A 14,727-nucleotide genomic window follows, 5' to 3' on the forward strand; every position below is an offset into this window, starting at 1 on the left:
TTCGTCGGACCGGGGTGGCGAGTGTGCGTATCAGGCAGACGTGGCCTCGGCGGAGGGGCGCTCGACGGCGGGACCGGTGACGGTCCGGACCGCGGCCTCGATGATGTCGAGTCCTCGCTCCAGCTCGTCAGCGGTCACCGTCAGCGGAGGCATGATCTTCACGACCTCGTCCTTCGGTCCGGACGTCTCGAGGAGCATCCCGTTGCGGAAGGCCTCGGCCGCGATCTTGCCGGCGGCCTCGGGATCCTCGAAGAACAGGCCGGACAGCAGGCCGCGTCCGCGGACTCCGGCGCCGCTCGTCGTGACAGCGATCGACTCGAGGCGTGCGTGCATCGCGTCGATGGTGGTCGCGAGTTCCTTCTGGAAGGAGGGATCCGCCCAGTACTCCTTGAGCGCTGCGGTGGCGGTGACGAACGCTGCGTTGTTGCCGCGGAACGTGCCGTTGTGCTCGCCCGGCGACCAGATGTCGAGTTCCGGACGGAACAGCGTCAGCGCCATCGGCAGGCCGGAGCCCGCGATGGACTTCGACAGGCAGACGATGTCCGGGACGATCCCTGCGTCCTCGAAGCTGAAGAACGTGCCCGTGCGGCCGCAGCCGGCCTGGACGTCGTCGACGATCAGCAGGATCTCGTGCTCCGCGCACAGGTCGGAGAGGCGGCGCAGCCAGTCGAAGCGCGCGGCGCGGAGGCCGCCCTCGCCCTGGACCGTCTCGACGATGATGGCGGCCGGCTTGTCGACGCCGGAGCCCGAGTCCTCGAGGACGCGCTCGAGCCAGAGGAAGTCCGCCGTCTCGCCATCGAAGTAGTCGTCGTAGGGGATCTTCGACGAGTTGGTGAGCGGGATGCCCGCACCCTGGCGCTTCATCGAGTTGCCGGTCACGGACAGCGAGCCGAGCGTCATGCCGTGGAACGCGTTCGTGAACGACAGGATGTGCTGGCGCCCGGTGTACTTGCGGGCCAGCTTGAGCGCCGCCTCGACCGTGTTCGTGCCCGTGGGGCCGGGGAACATGACCTTGTAGGGCAGCTCGCGGGGCTCCAGGATGACGTCCTTGAACGTCTGCAGGAACTCGCGCTTGGCGGGCGTCATCATGTCCATCGAGTGCAGGACGGCGCCGGACTGCAGGTATTCGATGAGCGGCTCCATGACCACGGGATTGTTGTGGCCGTAGTTCAGAGCGCCGGCTCCGGAGAAGAAGTCCAGGTACTCCGTGCCGGATGCGTCCGTCTGCGTCGCGCCGGACGCCTGCACGAACTCCACCGGCCAGCTGCGGGAGTAGCTGCGGACCTCGGATTCGAGGGAGTAGAAGATGTCGGTCATGGTGGTTCTCACCTTCCTGGGGTCTTCGACCCTTGGGATTCGACCGGACGGGAGCCGCTTCTCGGCTGCTGGACCGAACGGTCCGGACGCGTGCGGAGGTTCAGTCCGAAGCGCCCGACGTGGGTGGGGACGGTGTCACTGTGAGGACAGTGCCGGGTCGCGGCGCGATGGCCGCGGCCGTCCATGCTCAGCGTGAGCCGAGCGGTGCGATCTCATAGAGGTGCTCCGTGTCGTGGCCGTCCGGGTAGTCCTCCGGCACGAACAGGGGGCTGTGGGTGCATTCCGCGCCGTGGCGGGCTGCGAAGGACGTGAAGAGTCGCTGGGACGCTTCGTTGTCCGCGGTGATCGTCGTCTCGAGGCGGGCTGCCCCGGTGCGATCAGCCAGCTCGTCCAGCATCCGGCCTGCCAGCCCGTGTCCGCGGCTGGCGGCATCGACGGCGACCTGCCAGATCATGAGCGTGTCCGGAGCGTCCGGACGCATGTAGCCGGTGATGAAGCCGGCCGGTTCTCCGTCGAGCGCCGCCAGGACGGAGGTGCGGGAGAAGTCGCGCGCCCACAGGAGGTAGGCGTACGAGGTGTTGAGATCCAGAACCTTCGAATCACGGGCCAGCGTCCACATGTGCTTGCCGTCCGCGATGGAGGGGGAGCGGAGCTCGACCCGCTCGGAACCGGAGTCCTCAGCGGGGGTAGAAGCGGAAGTGGTCTCTGTGTCTGCGGGAGTCACGTGTTCCAACATAGCGATCTGAGGGAGGATCTCAACCGCCGGAAAGTGTGCTGCGGGCCCGCGATGAGCGGCTTCAGGGGGTCTGAGGGTTCCCAGGTGAGACCCCCGCATCGTCAGTGGTTCCGGGGGCTGGCGGGGGGTCGCTCGGACCGGATCCGGACGGCTGTGGAACTGGAGTCCCATCGTTGCGGGACCGTTACCGGTTCGTTACCCAGAAACCATCATGCGGGATTCTCGTGTGAGCTGCGTCACGACGAGGCGGGTGCGGCTCCTCCGGGTGCGACTTCTCCGTGGAGGTGCCGCACCCGCCTCGTGCATGCGGAGTGGTCCGACCGGCGGTCAGCGGTAGTTGACGAACTGGAGGTCGACGTCGAGGTCCTTGCCCTTGAGTAGGCTGATGACCGACTGGAGGTCGTCGCGCTTCTTCGAGGTCACGCGCAGCTCGTCGCCCTGGATCTGAGCCTTGACGCCCTTGGGACCCTCTTCGCGGATGATCTTGGAGACCTCCTTGGCGTTCTCCTTGTCGATGCCCTCCTTGAGGGTGGCGTCGATTCGGTGCTCCTTGCCGGACGGGTACGGCTCTCCCGCGTCGATCGACTTGAGCGAGATGCCCCGACGGACGAGCTTCGACTGGAAGACATCGAGGACCGCGGCGACGCGGTCGGCGCCGTCGGCGCGCAGCTGGATGCCCTCGCCCTTCCATTCGATCGCGGCGCCCGACCCCTTGAAGTCGTAGCGGGACCCGATCTCCTTCGCCGCCTGGTTCAGGGCGTTGTCCGCCTCCTGGCGGTCGATCTTGCTGACGATGTCGAAACTGGAATCCGCTGCCATGATGTGCCTCCTGCTGGACGACGGGCGGCCGGCGTCCTGGCCGATCTCCCGTCGGGGTGGGTGGTCTGTCGTCGCGACGGTGCGCACGAGCGCCCCCGCGTATGGCGCCCATGCTAGTCGAGGGCCTCCGGGGATGCCTCTGCCTGCGCGCGGATGCCCGCGCAGAGGCGCCTCCCGAGTGTGCTGCGGACCTCACCCGCCCGATTAGCGCCGGTGCGGCCGAATGTGTATTCTCTATCAGGTGCTCGAGAGAGCGCGACGGCAGATTGCCCGAGCGGCCAAAGGGAGCTGACTGTAAATCAGCCGGCACAGCCTTCGAAGGTTCGAATCCTTCATCTGCCACCGAAGACGGCCCGTCACCAGCGGAAACGCTGACGACGGGCCGTCTTCGTTCGTCTGCGGGCCCTCGGCGATCCAGGGTTAGAGGTCTCGACCCAGTTTGCGAGGTTATATGCCACGGTCCAGCTGTCGAGGTTATAGGTCTCGATCCAGCTATCGAGTGAGTGCAAAGCGGCCCCATCACCCGTGTGAGGGGGCCGCTTTGCACTCACTCGACGAGATGCCGGTTGGCTCCGGTTGGCTCGGGGCAGAACTACCTGGGGCAGAACTACCTGGGGCAGAACTCCCTGTGGCAGAACCCCCGACGGCAGAACACCTCCCCCGGACGGCAGAGCATCTCCCATCGGCATGCACAGCGTGACGGGACGGACACATGTCTGTCCGTCCGACAGGGCGTGCGGACAGTAGCCTGATCGCATGCGCTCTCCCGTACGCTCCTACCTGCTCAGTCTGCACGAGTCAGTCAGCGGCGCCGATCCCTTCGCCGACCACCGCCTCTCCCGCCTGCGGACGGCGGCCGCACCGGAACCCGAATCCGATCCCAACGTCCTCTACGGCGCGGATCCCACCCGTATCGGGATAGCGATGACGACTGCGGACGGCCACACCTATGGGGTGGGCGACTCGGAGGTCGAGTTCTCCATCCAGTCGATCTCGAAGGTCTTCGTCTACGCCCTCGCACTCATGGACTCCGGATTCGACGTCGTCGATTCGAAGATCGACGTGGAGCCGTCGGGCAGCGCCTACAACGACATCTCGTCGGAGTCCGGCAGCGGCCGCCCCAAGAATCCGCTCATCAACATCGGTGCGATCGCAGCCGCATCGCTCGTGCGGCCCGCACCGGGGGAGACGGTCTTCTCCCGGGTCCTCGCGACGATGTCGGCCTGCGCCGGCCGCGAGCTCCGCCTGGATGAGGACGTGCTCGCGGCCGATCTGCGCGACGGCGCCCACAATCGGGGCCTGTCCTGGTTCCTGTCGTCCTGGGGCATCATCGACGGTGACCCGACGACGGCGTTCGAGGACTACACACGGCAGTGCGCCGTGACCGTCACCGCTGTGGACCTGTCCGTCATGGCCGCGACCTTCGCCAACCTGGGCGTCAACCCGCTCACCGATGAGCGCGTCTTCACGGAGGAGGTCGTCGAGCGAGTCCTGTCCGTCATGACGACGTGCGGGATGTACGACGACTCCGGCGACTGGGTGGCCACCGTCGGACTGCCCGCGAAGAGCGGAGTGGGCGGCGGCATCATCTCCGTCCTGCCCGGTCAGCTGGGCATCGCGACGTTCTCCCCGCCGCTCGACCAGCACGGCAACAGCGCGAAGGGCATCATCGTGCACGAGGAGATGTCGGAGGACCTGGGACTCCACTTCGTGCGCGCGGCGACCGTCGGACGCTCCTCCATCCGCTCCCACGTGACCGTCGACTACTCGAACTCCACCGTGCGCCGCCCGGCAGGGGCGGACGCCGTGCTCGCGGAGCACGGGGACCATGCCCACCTCATCGAGCTGGTGGGTGACCTCCAGTTCAGCGGCTTCGAGGCGGTCGCACGACTGATCGGCGATCTCGAGGACCCGCTGTGCGTCGTCCTGGACTTCACGAAGGTCGACGACCTCTCCCGCGTCACGATCGCCAGCCTCCACCGGCTGGCCAGGGCGATGTCCGAGGCGGGCATCGCCCTGGCCGTCGTCGACGCCGACGGTCTGCTCGCGGAGCACGTCGAGGCGATGGGGATCAGGTCCTTCGCGTACCGGTATGCCGCGCTGTCCTGGGCGGAGGACATCGTCCTGCGCCGGTACGGCGACGAATCCTGCTTCTACGACCCCGAATACACCCACGCGCCCATGCTGGACTCCCTCGAGGCGCAGCACCGGGCGGTCATCCTCGACCACCTGGTGAAGCAGAGGCATCGCAAGGGAGAGGTGATCAGGGCCATCGGCGCCGACTTCGACGGGATCCGCTTCATGCGGGCCGGCGAGGTCTGCACGTACAGTGCCGACGGTGACCTGCTGGCTGTGCTGCGGGCAGGCACCACCTTCGGCGAGTTCGCGCTGAACCCGGACGGGGGCCAGCCGTTCGATATGATCGCGACGAGCGCGACCACCCTCGACTTCCTGCCCGCAGACGCGATCGACCGGATCGGCATCGAGGATCCGGCAGCGGCAGCGGCCCTGTGGCGCAGCATCACCGTCAACGGGTACACGCGACTGGCTCAGGCAGTCCGAGGAGAGGCGCAGACGCAGTGACGAACGACAGGGTCCGATCCGAGCCCCACCTCAGCTCGTGGGCCGAACGCGTGCGCAACGCGGCGTTCGCCCACGAGGACGTATCCGGCGTGCCCCTCGTGACGGACAGACCGTGGGTCATCGCCCACCGGGGGTATTCGGGCGCGGCGCCGGAGAACACGCTCGCCGCGGTGGACGCGGCGCGCATGGTGGGCGCCGACTGGATCGAGGTCGACCTGCACGTCAGTGGCGACGGCACCCCGACCGTGATCCATGACCAGTCGGTCGATCGGACGACGGACGGCTCCGGTGCCGTCGGCAAGCTGGACGACGACGCGCTCTCCCGGCTGGATGCGGGTTCGTGGGCGGGTCCGGGCTTCGCCGGCCAGCGGCTGCCGAAGCTCGACACGCTCCTCAAGGACGTGTCCACGAAGGGCGGCCGGCTGCTGCTGGAGCTCAAGGGGGAGTGGTCGCCGGGCGCGGTGGCATCCGTTGCGGGCTCGATCATCGACGAGGGCATGGCGGACCGCACCGTGGTCCAGAGCTTCTCCGTGGCCACGCTCGCGTTCCTGCGCGACATCGCCCCGCTCGTGGAGCGCTGCCTCCTGCGCACCGTGCCGCGCGAGGACGACCTGGCCGTTGTCGACGACCTGCAGGCGCTCGCGTACAACCCGTCCGTCCGCGGCTTCTTCATGCGGCGGGGGGTCGCCGACCAGTTCCTGGACGCCGGGTTCGGGATGTTCGTCTGGACCGTCGACGATCCCAGCTCCTGGGAGAAGCTCTTCGGCGCGGGCGTCCACGGCATCATCACCAACCTGCCGGCGACGCTCCAGGGCTATCTCGCGGCGAAGTACGAACCGGTGTGAGCGGCCGACGGCGCACTCTCCGACGCACCCGCCCGACCTCGCTGGTCGCGGCGGGTGCTTTCGTCGCCATCTGCGGCCTCGGGCTCGGACCGGTGGCCGTCCCCGCCGCCGCCGTGCCGGACACGGGCACTGCAGCCTCCGCCGAAGCCTCCGCCGAAGCCGCTGCCGAGGCTGTCGCACCTGCCGCCGTCACCTCACCCGAGGCCGCGGCGCCGGCCGCGGACGAAGACACCGCTGCCCCGTCCCCGGAGATCCGCGATGAGTACCGCGCGGCGGTGGCGGACTACCTCCACGAGACAGTCGCAGGGGCGTGGCAGGACGACGCCGTCGCCGTCGCCCCGGAGGCGGTCCAGCTGTGGGACGCCCGGCAGCGCGACATGATCGATCCGCGGATCGCGGCGCTCGAGGACGATGGCTGGACCGTGCGCATCGCCGTTCTGCCGGCCATCATGTTCCCCTACGCGATGGACAGCGGAACGGGGGAGACCATGGCGGGCCTCCAGCGGGGACTCGGCCGGATCGCAGAAGAGGACCCGCACCCGCAGACCGTCTATGTGCTGGCCCAGGGCTCGACGGCGCACTTCAGCGTCTACGCGGACGGACGGCTGGAGTCCGAGCTCACGCAGACGCACGCCACGGGTCCGCCGTATGTGAACTCGGAGGTCACCGCTGCGGGGGTCTCCTACACTCTGCGTGCGGTGGCCGCGGACCCCCACGAGCCGGAGCTGCTCGAGGAGGAGACGTCCGCCGTCGGCTGGACGGGGGTCCGGTATCGGGCGCTGTCGATGGAGCAGGGCGACACCGGTTCGCTCATCATGACGGCGGCCTTCTTCGCTGGAGGCGTGGTGGGGCTGGTGCTCCTGGTCCTCGCCCTGCTCGTCCTCCTGCCGCGCCGGTCAGGACCGCTCGCCCGGATCTTCGGCACGCGGATCGACCTGGTGCACGAGACCTCGGCACTCGTGTCGCTGCGGGAGCGGGCGACGCACTCCCGCCGGAAGCTGACCCGGGCGAAGCGCCTCTCCTCGTCGCAGGAGACCGCTCTCGGCAGGCTCCCCGCCCCGGACGAGACGTACTCGCCGCTCGTGTGGGCAGGCTGGAACGCACTCGCGGACGAACTGGAGGGCGACGGCAGGGGACACTGCTTCTTCCGCCCGGATCTCCCGGCGGACGACGAGGAGAGCACGGAGATCCTCGGAGCCCTCACCGTCGTCCCCGTGTCCGGCCTCTCCGCAGAGCGGATCGAGAAGGGCCGCGCTCCGTCGTACCTGAGCCGCTCCGGCATCGATCGGGGGAAGCCGTACTGGACGCGCGCCTCGTCGCCGTGGGCGGCGAGCGGCTACGGCGCCTTCGGCTCACTGAGCGAGGCCATCGCAGCGATGCCGGCGGACTGGGAGCCGGCGCGAGGTGCGGCCCGTGTGGAGCGCGCGGTGGAGTCCGCGCGCACCGCCTCGCCGTCGTCGCGCGCGGGCGCCTCGCCGTGGGCACGGACGGCACTGCTGGGGATCGCGGCCATCGCCGCGCTCGTCGCGGGCATCGTGGGCGGGCTGCACGACGCAGACCAGATGGAGAAGGTGTATACGGCGGAGCTCGGCGCACCCGGGTCGCTGGTCGCCGATCCGGCCGCGGCGCAGGAGCAGGTGATCGCGGAGCTCGTGGCGGACTCTGCCGACGGTCCCGCGGTCACGCCGCTGTCCCGCGCAGGCCTCGTCGGGGTGGGACTCGCTGACATCGGCGACGCCGCGGACTCCGTGGCCGACGAGCTGGGCCGTGAGGTCCGGGTCATCGGTCTGGACTCCGCGACGACCGGCGTGGTCGATTCCGTCGACACCGAGGATCTCATCGCGGACGCCCTGCCGGACGGCGCGCTGGCGGTGGTCCTCGACTACCGCAGTGCGGAGCTCGTGGCGGCGGGGATCCGGGACGACTATCGGGGAGGCTCGCCGGAGCGTCCGCAGTTCGACGCGGATGCCACGGTGACCGACGAGGCGCTGGGACAGCTGAGGTGGGCGTCCCAGGTCTCGTGGATCCCCGACGATGGAGTCAGCGGAGGGCTCAGTGACTCGGACGACGAGGACGAGGCGGAGTTCATGCCGGCTCCGGACACCGCAGAGTGGGAGAACCGCACCTGGGTGCGCACACTGATGGGCGCGATCGGCGCCGCGCTCGCGGTGATCGTCGTCGGCGTGCTCTGCCGTGGCCTGGTCGTCGACCGGACGGACCCGACCGCGAAGGCGAAGAAGAGATCGGGCTCCGGCACGCGGAAGCGTGCCGCAGGCGGGAGCGGCCGGACGTCCGGGAAGCAGAAGAGGAGCAGACGATGACACGGCTGGCGATGAGGGTGGCGGGGACGGCAGTGGTGCTCGGAGTGGCCGGCGGCGGTCTGGCCGCCGGTGCCGCCTCGGCGACGCCGGTGACGGGAGCTTCGGTGACGGCGACCTCAGTGTTGGGGACCTCGGCCGCGGTCGTCCTCTCCGCCGCCGGTGGCACGGACGACTCCGGATCCCTGCTGGGCACGGTCCAGACGTATGCGACGCAGCTCGAGGAGGAGTCGCTGATCGCGGACGAGGGGTCGGTGGATCTCTACGGCGGTGGGTTCGAGGAGCTGCGGGAGCTCCAGGACGAGGCCGAGGTGCCCACCTACATCGTCTTCGACTCGGCACTGGACTTCCAGCAGGACACGACTGTGGCGCAGCTGCTCGCGGACGTGCTGCCGGGTGAGGAGTTCGTCGTCATGGTGGTGGGCGAGGGCGGATACATGCCGGCGGTCGAGGTGGTCGCGCCTGACGAGGACCGCACCCGCCTGCTGGAGTCGCAGTTCTATTCGACGTCGATGTCAGGGGCGCGGTCCGATTCGGTGCTGGTGCAGCTGCGGACCGGACTGGAGCGGCTGCAGGACCCGGAGCCCGTGACGAATGTGTCCTCCGGCGACAACAGCACGTGGCGCTGGATCCAGTACCAGATCACCGTGTACCCGATGCGGTCCTTCGTGATCGCAGTCGGGCTGATCGCCGTCGTGGCGGCCGCGCTGTGGTTCTTCATCCCGCGTGGGGCGAAGAGGAAGCGCTACCGGATCCCCAAGGCGGTCGCGCGCGCAGCCGCCGCGGCGGATCGCGGAGCCATGCGCAGGGCGCTGGGCGACGATGCGCTCGATGTCGTCGAGCGGCTGGAGAAGCTCCAGACCGACGGCATCGACAGGGAGACCGCCGATCTCGTGGAGCACGGCCTCGACGCCTACGGACAGGCGCGCAGGATCGCAGACGACGCAGATTCGCAGGAGGACGACCTCGCCGGCGCGATGGTGCTCATGGGGATCGCGGAGTCCGCGGTGTCGCGTGCGGAGGCCTCCATCGGCTCCGGCCGGAAGGGCGACCGGGGGCGGTTCCGCCTGGGTGCGCGGAAGACCGGTGGCGGGGCCCCGTCGCAGGAGCTGTGCAGCATCGACCCCCGGCACGGTCAGGCGAAGAAGACGATCGATGCGGACGTCGCAGGGCGGGAGGGCACGATCACCCTTCCCGCGTGTGCGAAATGCGTCCACGATGCGGGGAACGACAACCCGCTGCAGTGGCTCTCCGTCGCCGGGAAGCCCTATGTCCTGAGGGACACCGTGTGGGCCAGCACCCTGTACGGCGGGACGCAGGAGGACCTGGTCGACGCGGTCGTGGAAGCGCGGATGAAAGGGTGAATGCGGGGTCTGTCACACTGGCGGATTCCGGCTTTGCAAACGGTCTGGCGCCTGTGTAGAGTTACCACTCGTTGCCCCAATAGCTCAGTCGGCAGAGCGTTTCCATGGTAAGGAAAAGGTCAAGGGTTCGATTCCCTTTTGGGGCTCTCGTGGGCTCCGCGCAGTCTGCGTGTGGCGGGGTAGCTCAGGTGGTTAGAGCGCACGACTCATAATCGTGAGGTCGGGGGATCGAGCCCCCCTCCCGCTACAGCAGAAGAACCCCTCACCGGACAGGATCCGGTGAGGGGTTCTTCTCGTCTGCGGGGCACTGTGGGCACGCCCGCTTCGAATGAGTGCAATCCGGCCTCGTTCGGCGCAGTTGTGGACCAGTTCGCACTCAATGGATGTGCGGGGGCCGAGAGCGCAGCGGCTGACAGCGCGACGCGTGACAATCCGAGCGAGGCGCGGAGAAGGGAGACCATGGCGGACTACGAGGAGCGCGAAGACGAAGCCGCGGAGATCGCAGCACGGCTGTCGCGCGAGCTCACGGAGCGCGGTCTCACCGTCGCGGTCGCGGAATCGCTGACCGGCGGGAAGATCGCGAACCAGCTTGCGGCCGCACCGAACTCCTCGGAGTGGTTCGCGGGAGCGATCGTCTGCTATTGGTCAGAGGTCAAGCATCTGGTGCTCGACGTCGCTCCCGGCCCGGTCGTCTCCGAAGACGCCGTGACGGTGATGGCCCGCAACGTCGCCGCGTTGCTCGGCACGTCCGCGAGCATCGCCGCCTCCGGTGCCGGCGGACCCGACTCGCTGGAGGGACAGGCGCCCGGCACCACGTGGATCGCCGTGTCCGTGCGCGGAGAGGTCCACACGGAGCTCCACCGCTTCTCAGGCGACCCGATCGACGTGCTCGCCCAGACCGAGAAGGCCGCGCTTCTCCTGCTGGAGCGCGAGGCCGCGAAGCTCGACTGAGTACGACCCGGCCCCGTTCGGGCTGCCGTTGGTCCAGTTCGCACTCACTGGATGTGGGGCGCCGTGCGTCGCAGTGCGGGTGTGCGATGACATCTGGGCTACGATGAGCCGCACACGGGAGCTTGGCGGATCCAGGCTGAGAGGAGGGCGTCGAGCCCTCGACCGTCGAACCTGAACCGGATAATGCCGGCGCAAGGGAGACTCTTCACCCGTGCCGTTCGTCGTACGAAAGGCACTGCGCGATGACGCATTCACAGACGCACACCCATTCGACCGAGCCCGCCCCTGCCCGCGCGGCGGCCCACGCACCCACCCGCTTCCGGTGGAGGACCCTCGACATCGTGATCGCGGCCGTCCTGGGCGTGGTCATCGGACTGCTCTTCACCTTCTGGAACTTCGCGGGCTACGCCGGTTTCATGGCGCTCGACGCACTCACACCGGGCTTCGGCGGCCTCGTCGCCGGCGTCTGGCTGCTGGGCGGCGTCCTGGGCGGCCTGATCATCCGCAAGCCGGGAGCGGCACTCTTCGTCGAGCTGCTCGCCGCCGTCGTCTCGATGCTCCTGGGCAGCCAGTGGGCCGTGGAGACCGTGTACTCCGGCATCGCACAGGGCCTGGGCGCTGAGCTGATCCTCCTCCTGGGCCGCTACCGCCGGTTCGGCGTGGGCACAGCCGTCCTCGCCGGGATCGGCGCAGCACTCTTCGCGTGGACGCTGGAGCTGTTCCTCTCCGGCAACATCGAGATGAGCACCCAGTTCCTCGTCATCTACCTGGTGAGCCTCGTCGTGTCCGGCGCGGTGCTCGCGGGCCTGACCGGGTGGGCGCTCACGCGGGCGCTCGCCCGCACCGGCGCCCTGGATCGATTCGCCGCCGGACGAGAGGTGAGGGGGCTCGCGTGAGCGCGCCCGGCACCTCCCGTCCCGCACGCATCGTCGCCTCCGGGTGGGGCTGGCGGCACGCATCCCGTCGTCACCCCGCCGTCGCCGGACTGGACCTGGTCATCGAACCGGGCGAGCGCGTTCTGCTGCTGGGCCCGTCCGGGGCCGGCAAGTCCACGCTGCTGGCGGGGCTCGCAGGGATCCTGGGCGACACCGAGGACGGGGTGGAGACCGGCGCGCTCACCCTCGACGGAGTCCCCGCCGCCCACCAGCGGGGGCGCGCGGGACTGGTCCTCCAGGACCCGGAGGCGAACACGATCCTCCCCGTGCTGGGCGATGACGTCGCCTTCGGCTGCGAGAACCTCGCCGTGCCGCGGGACGAGATCTGGCGACGCGTCACCCGGTCACTGGACGCCGTGGGCCTCCGCCATCCCCTCGACCGGCCGACCGCGCACCTGTCCGGGGGAGAGCGCCAGCGACTCGCGATCGCCGGCGTGCTCGCGATGAGCCCGGGCCTCCTCCTGCTGGACGAGCCGACCGCGAACCTCGACCACGACGGTGCGGCCGAGGTCCGCCGGGCGGTCGCGCAGACCTCCACGACGCTCGTCGTCGTCGACCACCGCGTCGATGAATGGCTGGGCCTCGTCGACCGCGTCGTCGTCCTCGAACCGGCCGGCGGGCTCATCGCGGACGGTCCGCCGGACGCGGTCTTCGCCCGCGCAGGCTCCGCGCTCGAGGCCGCAGGCGTGTGGGTGCCCGGCTCCCGTCCGCACGTGCCGCGGACGCCACCGCTGCCGAGGCCCTCGTCACCCGACCAGCCGCCCCCGCGGTCTCCGGTCGGGCCGGGTCCGCTGTCGCCCGCCTCGCCGAGCCCGGCGGATCCCCCGCTCCTCACGGCGGCCGGTGTCGCCGTGGGCCACGGAGGCAGCGCTGTGCGGGAGGACCTCGACCTCGAGGTGCGGGCAGGGGAGTCGCTCGTCGTCACCGGCCCGAACGGGGTCGGGAAGACGACCTTCGCCTTCGCGCTCGCCGGTCTCACCGCACCGCTGGCAGGAGAGGTCAGAGCGTCTGCGCAGCTCGCCCGCGGGACCCGCTCTCCGCACCCCCACCGGTGGAGGGCCAGGCAGCTCCTCACGCGGATCGGCACCGTCTTCCAGCGACCCGAGCACCAGTTCGTCACCCGCAGCGTGCGCGAGGAACTCGCCGTCGGACCCCGACTGGTCCGCGCCCGGGAGCAGAGCGCGCTCGTCGATGAGCTCCTCGAGCGCCTGCGCCTCACGCACCTGGCACAGGCCCACCCCTACACGCTCTCCGGCGGCGAGCAGCGTCGCCTGTCGGTCGCGACCGTGCTCGCCACCGCGCCGCGCGTCCTCGTCCTCGACGAGCCGACCTTCGGGCAGGACCGCACGACCTGGACGGAGCTGGCGGGGCTCGTCGCGGCCCATGTCGACGCGGGCGGTGCAGCGGTGTCCGTCACCCACGACGAGGACTACGTCCGCGTCCTGGGCGACCGGCGATTCCATCTGGAGGCGGCCCCGCTGGAGTCGCAGTCTGCCGCACAGGAGGTGCGAGTATGACGGGAGTGAACCCGCTGGCACTCTGCGTCGCCGCCGTGCTGTACTCGCTGCCCCTGCTCACCAGCGTCGACATCGTGAGCGCAGGCGCCGCGCTGGGAATCTGGCTGGTGCTCTTCACCGCACTGGGCATCACCCCGGCGACGATCGTGAAGCGCACGTGGCCCCTGCTTCTGGCCGCACCGCTCAGCGGGCTGAGCATGCTCCTCTACGCGGAACCGGGCGGGACGGTGCACCTCACGTGGTGGCTGGTGACGGTGAGCGACAACTCGATCGAGCTCGCGCTCGCCATCACCGTGCGCGTGCTGGCGATCGGGGTGCCCACTCTCGTCGCGCTCGTCGGCATCGACCCCACCCGCCTCGCAGATGCGCTCGCCCAGATCGCCCGCCTGCCGGCCCGGTTCGTCCTGGGCGCGCTCGCCGCCGTCCGCCTGGCCGGGGTGCTGGCCGCCGACCACCGGTCGCTGGCACAGGCACGCCGCGCCCGAGGCCTGTCGGACACCCGCTCGCCGGCAGGCGGTCTCGCCCTGGCCTTCGCACTGCTCGTCACGGCGATGCGGCGCGGGACTATGCTCGCGACCGCGATGGAGGCACGCGCCTTCGGCAGCGGCGAGCGCACGTGGGCCAGGGAATCCCGGCTCACCCGGCGTGACGCGGTCGTCGTCGCGGCCGCGCTGGGCGTCGCGCTGGCCGCGGTGGGCCTCGCCCTGGCGACCGGGACGTTCAGACTCGTCGGCTCCGGCGGGGGCGCATGACGCGGGCGGGTCCAGGGGCGGAGCCGCGACCGGAACCGGATGCGCGACCGGAGCATCCGACGGATGCGGACGGGCCGTCGTCCCGGGAGGCTCCGGTGGGCCGACTGATCCTGGTGGACGGCACCTCGGGCGCGGGGAAGACGACGCTGGCGGAGTCTCTCGCGCAGACGGACGGTGCGCGACTCGTCCACATGGACGACCTCTACGCGGGCTGGGACGGACTCGCCCACGCGACGGCGACCCTCGAGCGGATCCTCACGGAACGTGCGCGGGGCGTCAGCCCGCGGTGGCGGCGCTGGGACTGGCACACCTCCGACTGGGGTGCGGAGGACTCGACGGCGTGGACCTCGGCGCTCGTCGTGGAGGGCTGCGGCAGCGTCACCGCGGTGACGGCGCGCCTGGCCGACCGCGTGCTCTGGCTGGACGGCCCCGAACCCGTGCGCCGCGCCCGGATCCTCGCGCGCGACGGCGACGACTCATGGTGGGAGGACTGGCGACGGCAGGAGGCTGCGCACCGCATCCGCCACCGCCCCGACCTGCTGGCGACCGAACACCGGAAGCCCTCGCTAGACTGGCCTCCGACCTGACCA

General features: G+C 70.1%; 12 protein-coding genes and 3 tRNA genes. 12 read left to right on the forward strand and 3 right to left on the reverse strand.

Features of this window, described 5'->3' with window-relative positions; all coding sequences use genetic code 11:
- Positions 1–30: 30 nt before the first annotated feature.
- The 3 genes from ectB to FM105_RS09305 form a co-directional block, all read right to left on the reverse strand.
- Positions 31–1,317, reverse strand: a complete 1,287-nt coding sequence (ectB, locus tag FM105_RS09295; protein WP_087007567.1) for a diaminobutyrate--2-oxoglutarate transaminase — start codon at positions 1,315–1,317, stop codon at positions 31–33.
- Positions 1,318–1,504: 187 nt separating this feature from the next.
- Positions 1,505–2,041: a diaminobutyrate acetyltransferase gene (gene ectA, locus FM105_RS09300; RefSeq protein ID WP_256970322.1), complete on the reverse strand. Its 537-nt coding sequence runs from the start codon at positions 2,039–2,041 to the stop codon at positions 1,505–1,507.
- Between the two features lie 339 nt (positions 2,042–2,380).
- A complete protein-coding gene (locus tag FM105_RS09305) occupies positions 2,381–2,872 on the reverse strand; it encodes a YajQ family cyclic di-GMP-binding protein (protein ID WP_087007572.1) in 492 nt (163 codons plus the stop codon).
- A gap of 260 nt (positions 2,873–3,132) precedes the next feature.
- Between FM105_RS09305 and FM105_RS09310 the strand changes: the two genes are divergently transcribed.
- From FM105_RS09310 to FM105_RS09365, 12 genes are all read left to right on the forward strand, one after another.
- Positions 3,133–3,214, forward strand: a tRNA-Tyr gene (locus FM105_RS09310).
- Positions 3,215–3,628: 414 nt separating this feature from the next.
- Positions 3,629–5,455, forward strand: coding sequence for a glutaminase A (glsA, locus tag FM105_RS09315; protein ID WP_087007573.1), 1,827 nt, complete (start codon positions 3,629–3,631; stop codon positions 5,453–5,455).
- A complete protein-coding gene (locus FM105_RS09320) occupies positions 5,452–6,300 on the forward strand; it encodes a glycerophosphodiester phosphodiesterase (RefSeq protein ID WP_256970323.1) in 849 nt (282 codons plus the stop codon). The genes glsA and FM105_RS09320 overlap by 4 nt, the downstream gene beginning before the upstream one ends.
- A gap of 92 nt (positions 6,301–6,392) precedes the next feature.
- A complete protein-coding gene (locus FM105_RS09325) occupies positions 6,393–8,621 on the forward strand; it encodes a hypothetical protein (RefSeq protein WP_143275859.1) in 2,229 nt (742 codons plus the stop codon).
- Positions 8,618–9,982 (forward strand): hypothetical protein, encoded by a 1,365-nt coding sequence (locus FM105_RS09330; protein WP_087007576.1) that lies wholly within the window; start codon positions 8,618–8,620, stop codon positions 9,980–9,982. The genes FM105_RS09325 and FM105_RS09330 overlap by 4 nt, the downstream gene beginning before the upstream one ends.
- A gap of 73 nt (positions 9,983–10,055) precedes the next feature.
- Positions 10,056–10,128 (forward strand) — tRNA-Thr (locus FM105_RS09335).
- A 27-nt stretch (positions 10,129–10,155) separates the two neighbouring features.
- A tRNA-Met gene (locus tag FM105_RS09340) sits at positions 10,156–10,229 on the forward strand.
- Between the two features lie 212 nt (positions 10,230–10,441).
- The gene (locus tag FM105_RS09345) at positions 10,442–10,933 is read left to right on the forward strand and encodes a CinA family protein (RefSeq protein ID WP_087008370.1); all 492 of its coding nucleotides are present in this window, start codon (positions 10,442–10,444) and stop codon (positions 10,931–10,933) included.
- Positions 10,934–11,175: 242 nt separating this feature from the next.
- Positions 11,176–11,829, forward strand: a complete 654-nt coding sequence (locus FM105_RS09350; protein ID WP_087007578.1) for an ECF transporter S component — start codon at positions 11,176–11,178, stop codon at positions 11,827–11,829.
- Positions 11,826–13,385 carry an ABC transporter ATP-binding protein gene (locus tag FM105_RS09355; protein WP_087007580.1) on the forward strand — a complete coding sequence of 520 codons (1,560 nt, stop codon included), beginning with the start codon at positions 11,826–11,828 and terminating at the stop codon, positions 13,383–13,385. Before FM105_RS09350 ends, FM105_RS09355 begins: the two co-directional genes overlap by 4 nt.
- On the forward strand, positions 13,382–14,137 hold the full coding sequence (locus FM105_RS09360; RefSeq protein ID WP_087007582.1) for an energy-coupling factor transporter transmembrane component T family protein: 756 nt from the start codon (positions 13,382–13,384) through the stop codon (positions 14,135–14,137). The genes FM105_RS09355 and FM105_RS09360 overlap by 4 nt, the downstream gene beginning before the upstream one ends.
- Complete coding sequence (locus FM105_RS09365) at positions 14,134–14,724, forward strand: hypothetical protein (RefSeq protein WP_218777934.1); 591 nt, start codon at positions 14,134–14,136, stop codon at positions 14,722–14,724. Before FM105_RS09360 ends, FM105_RS09365 begins: the two co-directional genes overlap by 4 nt.
- Positions 14,725–14,727 lie beyond the last annotated feature (3 nt).

Source organism: Brevibacterium yomogidense, from assembly GCF_900163715.1.
Classification (GTDB): domain Bacteria; phylum Actinomycetota; class Actinomycetes; order Actinomycetales; family Brevibacteriaceae; genus Brevibacterium; species Brevibacterium yomogidense_A.

Bases quoted from the DNA above. Each gene is read 5' to 3' on its own strand.
- ectB (WP_087007567.1), bottom strand. From the start codon at position 1,317: ATGACCGACATCTTCTACTCCCTCGAATCCGAGGTCCGCAGCTACTCC.
- FM105_RS09305 (WP_087007572.1), bottom strand. From the start codon at position 2,872: ATGGCAGCGGATTCCAGTTTCGACATCGTCAGCAAGATCGACCGCCAG.
- glsA (WP_087007573.1), top strand. From the start codon at position 3,629: ATGCGCTCTCCCGTACGCTCCTACCTGCTCAGTCTGCACGAGTCAGTC.
- FM105_RS09330 (WP_087007576.1), top strand. From the start codon at position 8,618: ATGACACGGCTGGCGATGAGGGTGGCGGGGACGGCAGTGGTGCTCGGA.
- FM105_RS09345 (WP_087008370.1), top strand. From the start codon at position 10,442: ATGGCGGACTACGAGGAGCGCGAAGACGAAGCCGCGGAGATCGCAGCA.
- FM105_RS09350 (WP_087007578.1), top strand. From the start codon at position 11,176: ATGACGCATTCACAGACGCACACCCATTCGACCGAGCCCGCCCCTGCC.
- FM105_RS09360 (WP_087007582.1), top strand. From the start codon at position 13,382: ATGACGGGAGTGAACCCGCTGGCACTCTGCGTCGCCGCCGTGCTGTAC.
- FM105_RS09365 (WP_218777934.1), top strand. From the start codon at position 14,134: ATGACGCGGGCGGGTCCAGGGGCGGAGCCGCGACCGGAACCGGATGCG.